Annotated in this window: 11 protein-coding genes; 5 read left to right on the forward strand and 6 right to left on the reverse strand. The window is 74.0% G+C overall.

Going from position 1 to position 12,259, the window contains the following annotated elements:
* Positions 1-30: 30 nt before the first annotated feature.
* The 5 genes from O7611_RS13565 to O7611_RS13585 are packed head-to-tail and all read right to left on the reverse strand — an operon-like array spanning position 31 to position 7,144.
* On the reverse strand, positions 31-2,835 hold the full coding sequence (locus O7611_RS13565; protein ID WP_269696956.1) for a DUF5682 family protein: 2,805 nt from the start codon (positions 2,833-2,835) through the stop codon (positions 31-33).
* A complete protein-coding gene (locus O7611_RS13570) occupies positions 2,832-3,944 on the reverse strand; it encodes an ATP-binding protein (RefSeq protein WP_120569954.1) in 1,113 nt (370 codons plus the stop codon). The genes O7611_RS13565 and O7611_RS13570 overlap by 4 nt, the downstream gene beginning before the upstream one ends.
* 13 nt (positions 3,945-3,957) lie before the next feature.
* Positions 3,958-5,280, reverse strand: coding sequence for a vWA domain-containing protein (locus O7611_RS13575; RefSeq protein ID WP_269696957.1), 1,323 nt, complete (start codon positions 5,278-5,280; stop codon positions 3,958-3,960).
* Positions 5,277-6,674, reverse strand: a complete 1,398-nt coding sequence (locus tag O7611_RS13580; RefSeq protein ID WP_269696958.1) for a hypothetical protein — start codon at positions 6,672-6,674, stop codon at positions 5,277-5,279. The genes O7611_RS13575 and O7611_RS13580 overlap by 4 nt, the downstream gene beginning before the upstream one ends.
* Entirely contained in the window at positions 6,674-7,144 is a 471-nt protein-coding gene (locus O7611_RS13585; protein ID WP_269698100.1) for a hypothetical protein, read from the reverse strand. The genes O7611_RS13580 and O7611_RS13585 overlap by 1 nt, the downstream gene beginning before the upstream one ends.
* 225 nt (positions 7,145-7,369) lie before the next feature.
* On the opposite strand from O7611_RS13585, the gene O7611_RS13590 reads away from it, so the two are divergent.
* Genes O7611_RS13590 through O7611_RS13610 form a run of 5 tightly spaced genes read left to right on the forward strand, consistent with a single transcriptional unit; the run spans position 7,370 to position 11,577 of the window.
* Positions 7,370-8,530 (forward strand): FUSC family protein, encoded by a 1,161-nt coding sequence (locus O7611_RS13590; RefSeq protein WP_269696959.1) that lies wholly within the window; start codon positions 7,370-7,372, stop codon positions 8,528-8,530.
* A 10-nt stretch (positions 8,531-8,540) separates the two neighbouring features.
* Positions 8,541-9,650, forward strand: coding sequence for a M24 family metallopeptidase (locus tag O7611_RS13595; RefSeq protein WP_194802505.1), 1,110 nt, complete (start codon positions 8,541-8,543; stop codon positions 9,648-9,650).
* Entirely contained in the window at positions 9,647-10,789 is a 1,143-nt protein-coding gene (locus tag O7611_RS13600) for an acyl-CoA dehydrogenase family protein (RefSeq protein WP_194802506.1), read from the forward strand. Before O7611_RS13595 ends, O7611_RS13600 begins: the two co-directional genes overlap by 4 nt.
* 9 nt (positions 10,790-10,798) lie before the next feature.
* Positions 10,799-11,014, forward strand: coding sequence for a DUF433 domain-containing protein (locus tag O7611_RS13605; RefSeq protein WP_269696960.1), 216 nt, complete (start codon positions 10,799-10,801; stop codon positions 11,012-11,014).
* Positions 11,015-11,073: 59 nt separating this feature from the next.
* The gene (locus O7611_RS13610; protein ID WP_128138189.1) at positions 11,074-11,577 is read left to right on the forward strand and encodes an Lrp/AsnC family transcriptional regulator; all 504 of its coding nucleotides are present in this window, start codon (positions 11,074-11,076) and stop codon (positions 11,575-11,577) included.
* Here O7611_RS13610 and O7611_RS13615 read toward each other — a convergent pair.
* Positions 11,510-12,121 carry a histidine phosphatase family protein gene (locus O7611_RS13615; RefSeq protein WP_194802507.1) on the reverse strand — a complete coding sequence of 204 codons (612 nt, stop codon included), beginning with the start codon at positions 12,119-12,121 and terminating at the stop codon, positions 11,510-11,512. The genes O7611_RS13610 and O7611_RS13615 overlap by 68 nt on opposite strands.
* Between the last annotated feature and the right edge of the window lie 138 nt (positions 12,122-12,259).

Here is a 12,259-nt window from a genome sequence, read left to right on the forward strand (position 1 = left end):
CGCCTGCCCTCGCAAACCCGCCGACGTCGATCAGTCCGCCAGCAGCGCCGCCACCGCGTGAGCCGTCGCCGGGTGCGCGGCGAGCAGCACCGACGCCCCGTCATCCGGCGATGTGCCGTCGTCGGCGAGCGGCTGCCAGTCGCCGGAGCAGCCGAGCAGCGCCGCCACCGCGTCGACCGCCTCCGGGTAAGCGACCAGCAGACCGTGTACCGGACCGGTTCCCGGGGACGGCGCGGACGCGGCGGACGGGGTGGGCGCGGCCGCCCACGGCGGTGACCAGGCGTCCAGCGCGGGCAGCGTGGCGGGGAATGTGCGTTCCGCCTCGCGGACCAGCAGCGGCACCAGCTCCGGACCGTGTTCGCGCAGTGTGGTGATCAGCGTCGGCAGCCAGGGCAGCAGCACCGGGTCGGGCAGTCCGGCGAAGGCGGACGACATGGTCTCCACCACGAACGGCGCGAGCCCCGGCACCGGTTCGAGCGCGTGCACGAAGCCGGACAGGTACTGCGGGAACGCGGGCACCACGAGCGGATTGGCGAGCAGTTCGGCGCATTGTTCGCGCAGGCGCGCCAGCGGCAGCAGGCCGAGCTGGTGGCGGGCGGCCCAGAGCAGCGCGAGCTTGGCCGGCGCCTCCGGGTGGGCCTGCGCGACGGCCAGTTCGAGCTGGGTGCGGTCGCACCCGAGCGACAACGCGAGGCTCTCCATGCTGAACAGGAAGCCGAGCATCGCGCCGACCTGCCGTACGCCGGTGGACTCGTCCACGAACGCGGTGGGCAGCAGCGTGCAGTAGTGGGCGTATCCGGTGGTGACGAACGTCCGGCACCAGGCGGGCAGCACCGGTCCGGTGGTGCGGTGGTGGGCGAGCAGCCGCCGGATGCGGCGCAGCACCTCCGGTGCGTCGTCCACTGTGCGTTCGGCGGCGAGCAGCTCCACCGCCCGCGCGCCGAGTTCGTCGACCAGGCGCGGGCTGTCCAGCAGCCGGATGGCGTCCTCGACGGCGGCGAGCGCGCGGGCGGCTGTCGCGTCGGGGCCGCGTACCGCCCGCCGCAGCCGTTGTTCCAGCACCTGCTCGACGGTGACGCCCTCGTAGCCCAGCTCGATCAGGGCGCGCTGGTTGCGACCGAGCGCGAGGTCCCAGCTCTCCTGTTCGGAGCGGTGACCGAGGCGGCGCTCGCCCATGATCGGGCGGACCGCGTCGGCCGGCAGCAGGTGCCGCAGCATCCACAGCAGGTCGGAGCAGGGTGCCAGCGCCGGGTCGGCCCGCAGGTCGAGCAGCGCCCGCTGCACGGTGCGCCGTTCCAGGTCGAGGCCGAGGGGGCGCAGCCGGTCCAGGACGTCGCGGGCCAGCGGCGGCAGGGAGTCGTACCCGACCTGGCCGACGCGGTCGCCGCCGAGGAGGATCTCGCAGAGCCGGCGGACGTCGCGGCGGCCGGGCACCACGTCCTTCTCGATGCAGGTCACGGCGGCGTCGGCGAAGTCGTACGGCGTGGGCCGTGCGCGGTTGCGCATGGTGGCGAGCAGGATCGACGTCTCGAACACGGCGATCGCGTCGGCGGTGCTGGCGAGGTAGCCGTTGCGGCGGGCGAGCCGGACGATGTCGACGCACCAGCCGCGCAGTTCGGCCTCGTCCAACTCGTCGAGGACGGGCGGGGCGGCGAGGAACCCGCTGAGCCGGTCGGTGGCCGGGCCCGCCGGGACCGGTGCGGCGGAGCGGGAGCGGCGGCCCTTCTTCTCGGTACGCTGCCCGGCCAGCCGGTACGGAGTGAGCCGGGTGCGGCCGACCGCTGCCGTCCAGTTGGCGGCGGCGATGGACACGGTGCCCGGGGCCAGCCCGAACTGCGCCTCGATGGCCGAGTGGCTGGACGGGATGAGGCCGTAGCGCCAGCGGGTGCCGGTGCGCGGGCTGATCGGGAAGTCCGGCGCGGTCGAGTCGAGGCCGAACTGTTCCACATGGCTGGCGGCGTGGAAGGCGCCGCAGACGTAGAGGCAGTCGGCCGGGTCGGCGCCGCTTTCGGCGAGGTGCTGCCGCATCCGGGTCCACATGTACCGTTCGCGGTCCTCGTCGCGTTCGTCGCGGGCGGACCGGGACGGGCGCAGCCGCCGGAACAGGCTGCCGATCAGCACCATGACCTGCCGGTAGGTGTCGTGGTCGGCGTCGGCGAGCGGCCGTTCGACGTACTGGTCCCACCATTCCGACCAATGGCGCACCTTGCCGTGGTGCAGCAGGTGGGCCTCCAGCTCGGCGAACCGGGGGCGCAGGTCGCCGATCTCCACGCCGACCGCGTCGCCGTGCAGTCCCGCGTCCTCATCCGAGGACGGAGCGCCGGAGCCCCACTCCGGGCCGGTGTCGTCGCGGTGCGTCCACTGGAACACGTGGTCGGTGGAGCGGTCCACGAGCACCAGCTCCACGCCGGGGGTGTCCAGGGCGTACGCGATGGCCTGGTATTCGGCGGACGCCTCGGTGACCGGCGCGACAACGCTCAGTGGGCTCCACTCGGCGGGGAAGCCGTCGAGTTCGGTGGCGAACGCCTGCACCGCGACCGGCAGGCGGCAGTTGCGCAGCTCGTCGAGCAGCGGTCGCAGGTCCTCGCACAGCTCCAGGTAGATCACCTTGGGTGGCCGGGCGCGCAGCCGTCGCGCCATGGCCAGCGCCGAGGCGGGGGAGTGGTGGCAGACCGGGAAGATCTCCAGCCGTTCGCGGAGCGCCCGGTCGACGTCGTTGACCATCCCGGCGAGGATGCCGGCGAGCGCGTCCGGGGAGCCGGCGAACGCGGCGGCTGCTTCGGTGAGCTGCTCGCGCAGCGGGCCGAACAGTCCGGTGGGTGCGGGCGCGGTCATGACAGCGACGCGATCGCCTGGCGGCCGCCGTCGAGGAAGCCCTCCCAGTCGCCACCGTCGGCCTTGGCGCGGGGTTCGACCACGCCGTGCAGGTACTTGTTGAGGATGGCCAGGTCCTCCGGGGCGCGGCGGGCCAGTGAGCCCATCAGCGAACCGGCGAGCGTCTGGGCGCGCAGGGTGCGGTCGCCGAAGAACTGGCTGTGCAGGATCGCGTCCTCCAGCACGCCGATCTGCTCGGCGGTGGACAGCGCCGACTCCAGCTTCTCGTCGTCGCTGGTGGCGGCGGACGCGGCGGCGCGCAGGTCGGCGAAGCTCTGGAGCAGGATGTCGAGCAGGGTGGGCGGCACGTCGAGTTCGATGCGGTGCCGGCGCAGCAGTTCCTCGGTGCGGAAGCGGACGATCTCGGCTTCGCTGCGCTTGTTGGTGACCACCGGGATGCGGACGAAGTTGAACCGCCGCTTCAGCGCGGAGGAGAGGTCGTTGACGCCCCGGTCGCGGCTGTTGGCGGTGGCGATGATCGAGAAGCCGGGCTTGGCGAAGACGATGTTGTCGTGGTCCAGCTCGGGGATGGAGACGTACTTCTCGGACAGGATCGAGATGAGTGCGTCCTGGACGTCGCTGGTGGAGCGGGTCAGCTCCTCGAACCGGCCGATCACGCCCTGCTCCATCGCGGTCATGATGGGGGAGGGGATCATCGAGTCGCGGGACTGGCCGCGGGCGATGACCATGGAGACGTTCCACGAGTACTTGATGTGGTCCTCGGTGGTGCCGGCGGTGCCCTGCACGACGAGCGTGGAGTTGCGGCAGATCGCGGCGGCGAGCAGCTCGGCGAGCCAGCTCTTGCCGGTGCCCGGGTCGCCGATGAGCAGAAGGCCGCGGTCGGAGGCGAGCGTGACGATGCTGCGTTCGACGAAGCTGCGGTCGCCGAACCACTTCTGCGGGATCTCCCGGTCGAGGCCGTCGGCGCGTTCGGAGCCGAGCACGAACAGCCGGACCATGCGAGGGCTCAGTCGCCAGGAGAACGGCTTCGGCCCGGTGTCGACCGATTCCAGGTAGGCGAGCTCGTCGGCGTACTTGACCTCGGCCGGGGCGCGGAGCATGTCGGACATCAGGGGTGCTCTCCTAGGTGAGGAAGTTCTTCAGCTCGGCGACGAGCTTGCGGATGTGGCCGGAGATGACGGGGGTGCCGAGGTCGGAGAAGCGCTGCCGGAACCAGGGGTTGACGCTCTGGTTGCCGGAGCTGTTGACCGAGCCGACCGGGATGAACTTCACCCCGGAGCGGTGCACGGCCTCGATGCCGTCGAACAGCGGCTGGGACCTGTCGAACTCGTAGAAGTCGGAGATCCAGACCATGACCGTGTTGCGCGGCTCGACGATCTTGGGGCGGGCCAGGGCCATGGCGACCGGGCCGTCGTTGCCGCCGCCGAGGTTGGTGCGCAGCAGCACCTCGAACGGGTCGTGCACCCACGGGGTGAGGTCCAGCGCCCGGGTGTCGTACGCGATCAGGTGCACGTCGACCTTGGGCAGGCCGGCGAAGATCGAGGCGAGGATGGTGCAGTTGACCATCGAGTCGACCATCGAGCCGGACTGGTCGACCACCACGATCAGCCGCGACGGGGTGGTCCGCCGGGCGGTCTGCCGGTAGTAGAGCCGGTCGACGTAGAGGCGCTCGTCGTCCGGGCTCCAGTTGGTGAGGTTCTGCCAGATGGTGCGGTCCAGGTCGAGGTTGCGGAAGACCCGCTTGGGCGGCACGGACCGGTCGACGGCCCCGACGGTGGCCTGCGCGACCTGGGTACGCAGCACCTCGGCGACCTGGTCGACGTAGCGGCGGATCAGCGACTTGGCGTTCGCGAGCGCCACTCCGGACAGGTTGGACTTGTCCCGCAGGAGCTGCTCGATCAGGGACATGCTCGGGGTCAGCCGGGCGGCCAGCGACGGATCGGCGAGCACCTCGCGCAGCCGCATCCGGGCCACCAGGTCCCCCTCCAGCCCGGCGAGGGTGGCACCCAGGCCGGTGCCCCCGCGGCGCAGCTCACCGGCCTGCGCGCCGCACGCCTGCTCGAACCAGCCGGCGTCGGCCTGCCAGCGGGCGAGCTGCCCGGCGCTGACCTCACCGCCGCCGGTGGCGAAGACGTTGAGCAGCAGCTTGGACGCCAGCGCGGCGCGGCGTACCTCGGTCTCGGCCGGCTGGAACGGCCCGGCGGCGGTGGTGTCGTCGCCGGGGGTGAGCAGGCCGCGCAGCTCGTCGGCGAGGGCCGGGAAGCGCTGGACGACGGTGTCGACGGAGACGGCCGGGTCGAGCAGCGCGGCGGGCAGGCCGAGGTCGTCGACGACGGCGACGCTCGCCGACTCCAGCCCGGGCTGCTCGTCGGGGCTGAACAGGCGGGCGAGCAGCCGCCAGTAGAGCACCTGGCGGCGGTTGGCGTGGGTGCGGTCGTCGGTCATCGGCGCAGCAACCGTCCCGCGCGTTCGCGCAGCACTGCCACGGCGTCGCCCGCCTTGGCCTCGGCCTTCGCCGTCTTCGGGTCGGTGACGCCGCACGCCCAGTCGCCGTTGTGCGCCTCGACGGTCTGCTTCCTGACGGTGGCCCGGACCGCGAGGGGTTGCAGCAGCCAGCGGCCGTCGTCCCAGCGGAGCAGGCCGAGGCAGGCGGTGGAGGCGGCGACGAGCGCCGGGGTGAGCGGCCCGGCGGCGGGCAGCCGGCCGGTGGCCAGGCGCAGGGACCGGCCGTCGAGGTCGAGCGCCGGGGCGCCGTCGTCGTCGCGGACAATGTAGCCCTCGACCAGGACCGGTTCGGCGATGGCGGCGGGATGGCGCAGCAGCGGTGCTGTCGCCGCGGCGGTGGCGCCGGTGAGCAGCACCCGGGCGGTGGCGAACGGGTCGGCCGGCTCGCCGAGCGTGGCCCGCTCCTCGGCCCAGCGCAGGTCCGCGCCGTGGGCGGTCAGGTCGGTGACGGTGATCGACCGCCGCTGGGCCAGGGCGGTGAGCAGGATCGGGTACGCCTCCAGCAACCGCCAGCCGGCCGGGCCGACGATGGTGGCGACCTTCGCCGCGACCACTGTGACCCGGACCAGCCGGACGGTGCCGCCGCCGGCCGGTTCGAGCAGCGCGTGCACCTGTGCCTGGAACGCGGTGTCGTGCTCGTGCACGTCGACGCCGAGGGGGAGCAGCCGTCCGGAGACCGGCTCGCCGGGCGCGGTCTCGCCGTGCGCACCGTGGCTGAGCAGGACGGCGCGGGTCCACAGGTCGGCCCACCGGCGGGTGGGCACCTGCGGCAGGGCCGCCACCGGCAGGGCGGCGCGCAGCTCGGCGGCGAGGCCGTCGAGCAGCACCGCGATGCGGCGCAGTGCCGGTTCGGCGAGCGCGGCTTCGACCGGCGCGGCGGCGCCGGAGAGCAGCTCGTGGTCGGCGCCGCGCCAGCCGGCGAGTGCCAGCTCGTGCAGCCAGGCTTGTGCGCCGGCCAGGGCGGGAGGAGGCGCCGCCGGGGCCTCGGGCGCGGCGGCCCACGGGGCGCGGAGCCGGCCGAGCGCCGTGTCGAGGCGGTCGAGCAGGGCGTCGTGTGCCGCGCCGAGCAGTGCGGCGCGGGCCCCGGCGAGGGCGGCCAGGTGGTCCTCGGTGAGCGCGCCGGTGCGCACCGCGCCGGCCGCCTCGGTGACGCGGGCGCCCAGCGGCGTGCCGCCGACCGCGCCGGCCAGTGCGGCCCAGGCGGCGGCGCCCGGCTCGTCGAGGCGGGCCAGGCCGGCGGTGAGTGTGTCGTCGGCACCGTCGACGACGGCGAGCGTCTCGGCCAGCGCGGGGATCGTCCCGTCGTGGAGCTGCGTGAGCTGTGCGGCGAGCATCAGCGCACCGCCGCAGTGGCCGGGAACCAGTGCAGCTCCGGCACCGCTGCCGTGTCGGCGGGTATCTCGAGGTAGGCCAGGTGGCGCAGGAAGCGGCTGAACACCACGGCGGCCGGGCCCGGCTCGTGCCGTGCGTCGGTGCGGGCCAGCAGGGCGGTGCCGCTGTCGACGCCGTCGCCCACGTCCACCCGCAGGTAGCGGGCGACCTGCTCGGCGCCGTACTGGAGGACCGCCTCGTCGGCCAGCGCGTGCAGGTGCTTGCAGAGCATGGTGCCGCGCAGGCCGCCGCAGGGCCGGTTGTTGTTGGTGCTGCAGTTGACCGCGTGCGTGCCGGCGGTCACCGAGGAGACGTAGACCCGTTCCACGTCGGAGCCGCTGGACACCACCCCCTGCAACCGCCCGTCGGCCAGCTCCACGAAGGGCACCTTGGCCAGCTTGCGGGCCCGCGCGGGCGGCGCCACCCGCAGCACGCTGCGCCGTCGCCACGAGGCGTCAGTCGCCTCCGTCATCTTCCCGACCTCCCCGCCGGCCGGCCGCCGCCGGGCACGCCGGGACGCCGTCGCCGGCCGTGATCCGTGCCGCTGTGACGACAAGGATCATGGACCACGGGTACGACAGGAGCGCCGTCGCGGGCGGCGCCGGGAATACCGTGCGGCCCGGCGGGTAGAGGGGGGCGTTATCGAGCCGGAGCCGTCGTGCCTGTGGCGCCCGGGCAGGCGGGTGGTGCGGTGACCCCGGTGGCTCCGGCGGCGCGCCGCGAGGTCCGGGAGGCGTACGAGCGGCTGCGCCGGTACTTCATCGTGGCTCTCCAGGCCGGTCTGGCCGCCGGTCTGGCCTGGTACGTGGCGAGCACGCTGCTCAAGAACCCGCAGCCGCTGTTCGCGCCGGCGGCTGCGGTGGGCACCATCGCGGCGGCGATCGGCAACCGGATCCGCCGTACCGCCGAACTGCTCGGCGGTGTGATCGTCGGCGTGCTGGTCGGCGACCTGATCATCAAGCTGATCGGGGCCGGTCCGGTGCAGACCGGCCTGGTGGTCGCGCTCGCCATCTCGCTGGCGGTGGTGATCCGGGGCAACGGCGCCGTGATGGTACAGGCCGGCAGCACCGCTGTGCTGCTGGGCACCGTGGAGCCCAACGCGCCCGACCTGGCCGTGCCGCGTACCGCGAACGCGCTGGTGGGCGGCGCGGTGGCGGTGGTGGTGGCGCTGCTGCTGTTGCCGCTGAACCCGGTCCGGGTGGTGCACCGCGCGGCCGGGCCCACGCTGGACCTGTTCGCCAACGAGCTGACGGCCACGGCGGACGCGCTCACCGCCCGGGACGCCGGGGCGGCCGAGGCGGCTCTGGGCCGGCTGGAGGCGGCCGAGGCCGAGCGGAAGCAGACCACCGAGATCGTCGCGGCGGCCCGGGAGGTGACGTCGCTGTCACCGTGGCGGTGGCGGCGACGGGCCCAGTTGCGCCGCTACGAGAACGCGGGCGCCCACCTGGAGCTGGCGTACACGAACAGCCGCAACATGGTGCGCCGGGTGGTGGCGTTGCTGGAGGCCGGGGAGCCGGTTCCGGCGGCCCTGCCGGCCGGGGTCGAGGCGTTCGGGCAGTCGCTGCGGCTGCTGCACCGGGACTTCCTCGCCGGGCGGCCGCCGGACATCGCGCGGGCGCGGGCGCGGGACGCCGCGCGGGACGCCGGCCGGGCGCGTGCCGCCGGTCTGGGTTTCTCCGGCACGATCGTGGCCTCGCAGCTGTTCATCGTGGTCGGCGAGTTGCTCCAGGCATCGGGCATGACCAAGATCGAGGCGGACCGGCTGGCCGGCGTCTGCGGGCATCGTCCGGACTCCCGCCCGGACCCAAACGACCGTTAAGCTTCGGGGTGTGGGAATCGAGGAACTGTACCCCGCCGGGCGTCTCGTCGCGGCCCAGCGCGCCACCGCCGCGGCGGGCCTGGACGCGCTGCTGCTCACCCCGGGTTCCGACCTGCGCTACCTGACCGGCTACGACGCCCGCGAGGGTGAGCGGCTGACCTGCCTGGTGCTGCCCGCCGAGGGGCAGCCGACGCTGATCGTGCCGGTGCTGGAGCGGCCGGACGCCGAGGCCGCGCCCGGCACCGGGTACCGGATCGTCGACCACGCCGACGGCACCGACCCGTGGCCGCTGGTGCGCGCGGCGCTGCCCGGCCCGGTCCGCGCCGTCGGGCTGGCCGACCGGATGTGGGCGCAGCAGGTCCTCGCGCTGCGCGACGCGCTGCCCGGTACGGCCCAGCGGCTCGCCTCCGACGTGCTGCGGGAGATGCGGATCCGCAAGTCGCCGGCCGAGGTGGCGGCGCTGGCCGAGGCGGGCGCCGCGATCGACGCGGTGCACCTGCGGATGGGGGAATGGCTGCGCCCCGGCCGCACCGAGCGCGAGGTCGCCGCCGACCTCGCCGCCGCGATCCGGGCGGCCGGGCACGCCGCCGTCGACTTCGTCATCGTCGCGGCCGGGCCGAACGGCGCGAGCCCGCACCACGGCACCTCGGACCGCCCGATCGGCGCCGGCGAGCCGGTGGTGGTCGACATCGGCGGCACCATGCCGTCGGGCTACCGCTCCGACTGCACCCGCACGTACGTCGCCGGCGGCCCCGCCCCGGCCGAGTTCGTGGACTACTACGCGGTGCTGCGGGAGGCGCAGCGCGCCGCCGTGGCCGCCGTCGCGCCGGGCGTGACAGCCGAGGCCCTCGACGCGGTCGCCCGCGACGTCATCGGTGCCGCCGGATTCGGCGACGCCTTCCTGCACCGCACCGGTCACGGCATCGGCCTCGACGGCCACGAGGAGCCGTACGTGGTGACCGGCAACCCCCGGCCGCTTCAGGCCGGCATGGCTTTCTCGGTCGAACCCGGTATCTACCTCGCCGGGCGGCACGGAGCCCGGATCGAGGACATCGTCGTCTGCACGACGGACGGCGGGCAACGGCTCAACACCACCCCCACGGAGCTCATCGCGCTATGAACGTCGACCGGATCCTGCCCACCGACGAGGCCCACGACCTGCTGGACCTCGCCACCGAACTCGCCGACCGGGAGCTGGCCCCGGCCGCCGCCGGTTTCGAGGCCCGCGCCGAGTTCCCCCGGGAGGTGCTGCGCACCCTGGGCCGGGCCGGCCTGCTCGGCCTGCCGTACGCGGAGGAGCACGGCGGGGCCGCCCAGCCGTACGAGGTGTACCTCCAGGTGCTGGAGATCCTCGCCAGCCGGTGGCTGGCAGTGGCCGAGGCGGTCAGCGTGCACACGCTGTCCTGCTACCCGCTGGCCCAGTTCGGCACCGACGAGCAGCGCAAACTGCTGCCGGACATGATCGGCGGGGAGTTGCTCGGAGCGTACTGTCTCTCCGAGCCGCAGGGTGGCTCGGACGCGGCGGCCCTGACCACGCGGGCGGTACGCGACGGCGACGCGTACGTGGTCACCGGCACCAAGGCGTGGATCACACACGCCCGGGTGGCCGACTTCTACAACATCTTCTGCCGCACCGGCGGGCCCGGCCCGAAGGGCATCTCCTGCCTGCTGGCCGACCGGTCCACGCAGGGCATCCACCCGCAGGCCGCCGAGCGCACGATGGGCCTGCACGCCTCGCCGATCGCGCAGATCGCCTTCGACGACGCCCGGGTGCCGGCGGAGCGGCTGATCGGCGGCGAGGGCGCCGGGTTCACCATCGCGATGTCCGCGCTGGACTCCGGCCGCCTGGGCATCGCCGCGTGCGCTGTGGGCCTGGCGCAGGGCGCGCTGGACTACGCGGTCGGCTACGCCCGGGAGCGCCGCCAGTTCGGCCGGGCGATCATCGACTTCCAGGGGCTCGGGTTCAACCTGGCCGACGCCGCCACCCAGATCTCCGCCGCGCGGGCGCTCACGCTCGCCGCCGCGCGGCTGCGCGACGCCGGACGCCCGTACTCGATCGAGGCGGCCAAGGCGAAGCTGTTCGCCACGGACGTGGCGATGCGGGTGACCACCGACGCGGTGCAGGTGCTCGGCGGCGCCGGGTACGTCGCCGACCACCCGGTCGAGCGGTACATGCGGGAGGCCAAGGTGCTCCAGATCGTCGAGGGCACCAACCAGATCCAGCGGCTGGTCATCTCCCGCGCGCTGGCGAAGGGCTAGCCTGTCGCGGTGACCTTCCCCCGGATCACCGTGGACCCCGACGTCATGGGGGGTGCGCCCTGCGTACGGCAGTCGCGCATCCCCGTGGCCACCCTGCTGGCCATGATGACCGAGGGCATGTCCGTCACGGACATCCTCACCGATCTGCCGTTCCTGGACGAGGAGGACATGGCGGAGGTGCTGAACTACGCGGCGGACGCGGTGCGCGACCGGACGGCGCGCTGAGCGTCACCGCGGCGGGCCGGGTACGGCGTGGGAGCGCTTTTCCGGCTACTGTGCAGCGCGTGGAGGAGATCGACCGTGCCATCGTCGCCGCGCTGACCGGGGACGGTCGGCTGTCGTACACGGATCTGGCCGAGCGGGTGGGCCTGTCGGTGTCGGCCGTGCACCAGCGGGTCCGCCGGCTGGAGCAACGCGGGGTGATCAAGGGGTACGCCGCGCGGGTGTCGTTCGAGGCGCTGGACCTGCCGCTGACCGCGTTCGTGGCGATCCGGCCGTTCGACCCGTCGCAGCCGGACGACGCACCGGAGCGGCTGGCGCACCTGCCCGAGATCGACTCGTGCTACTCGGTGGCGGGGGAGGACTTCTATCTCCTGCTGGTGCGGGTGGCCGGCCCGGCCGACCTGGAGCGGGTGCTGCAGGAGATCCGTACCGCCGCGAACGTCACCACGCGCACGACAGTGGTGTTGTCCACGCCGTACGAGAACCGGCCGCCGAAGATCAGTGGCGAGCTGACCGGCCGGGGGCGTCCCCGCCCGTCGGCGGAGCCGGCAGGTTCCACCGCCTGAGCACCCGTCGGCCGTGCTCGTGCCCGAGCACGCTGAGCGTGGCGGTGTCCAGCCGCAGCAGCGCCCCGGCCGAGGGCGGCAACCCGATCCAGCGCGCCCCGAGCACGCGCAGGCTGTGCCCGTGTCCGACGAGCGCGACGTCGCCCTGCTCCAGCAGCGGCGCGATCCGGTCCAGCACGCCGTCCAGGCGGGTGCCCACCTGCTCCGGTGACTCGCCGCCGGGGCCGCCGTCGGCCCAGATCGACCAGCCGGGCCGGTCGGCCTGGATGTCCGCGGTGGTGCGGCCCTCGTACTCGCCGTAGTTCCACTCGGCCAGGTCGGGCTCGATGGCGTCCACGGTGAGCCCGGCCAGGGCGGCGGTGCGGGTGGCGCGCTGCCGGGGGCTGGACAGCACCCGGGCGAATCGCCGGCCGACGAGCAGCGGGGCCAGCGCGCCGGCCTGCCGCTCGCCGTCGGGGGTCAGCTCCAGATCGGTGTACGAGGTGTGCCGGTGCGCGGCGCTCCAGGTGGTCTCGCCGTGCCGGATCAGCAGGATCTCGTTCACCGGCTCAGTCAACCACGCCGGGGACTTCCCGACCGGGCGAGGATTCTCCAACCTATTATCCTAGGACGCCCTACGCGATGTGCGCCGGTCAACAGCGTTTGACCCGACAGTCACCGGGGACGCGACAAGGGCAAGGCG

It is taken from the genome of Micromonospora sp. WMMC273 (assembly GCF_027460285.1).
Lineage (GTDB): Bacteria > Actinomycetota > Actinomycetes > Mycobacteriales > Micromonosporaceae > Micromonospora > Micromonospora aurantiaca.

What these genes read in the sequence shown, in the direction of transcription:
- O7611_RS13575 (WP_269696957.1), bottom strand. Translation starts at nt 5,280, where the DNA reads ATGACCGACGACCGCACCCACGCCAACCGCCGCCAGGTGCTCTACTGG.
- O7611_RS13600 (WP_194802506.1), top strand. Translation starts at nt 9,647, where the DNA reads ATGAACGTCGACCGGATCCTGCCCACCGACGAGGCCCACGACCTGCTG.
- O7611_RS13580 (WP_269696958.1), bottom strand. Translation starts at nt 6,674, where the DNA reads ATGCTCGCCGCACAGCTCACGCAGCTCCACGACGGGACGATCCCCGCG.
- O7611_RS13565 (WP_269696956.1), bottom strand. Translation starts at nt 2,835, where the DNA reads ATGACCGCGCCCGCACCCACCGGACTGTTCGGCCCGCTGCGCGAGCAG.
- O7611_RS13570 (WP_120569954.1), bottom strand. Translation starts at nt 3,944, where the DNA reads ATGTCCGACATGCTCCGCGCCCCGGCCGAGGTCAAGTACGCCGACGAG.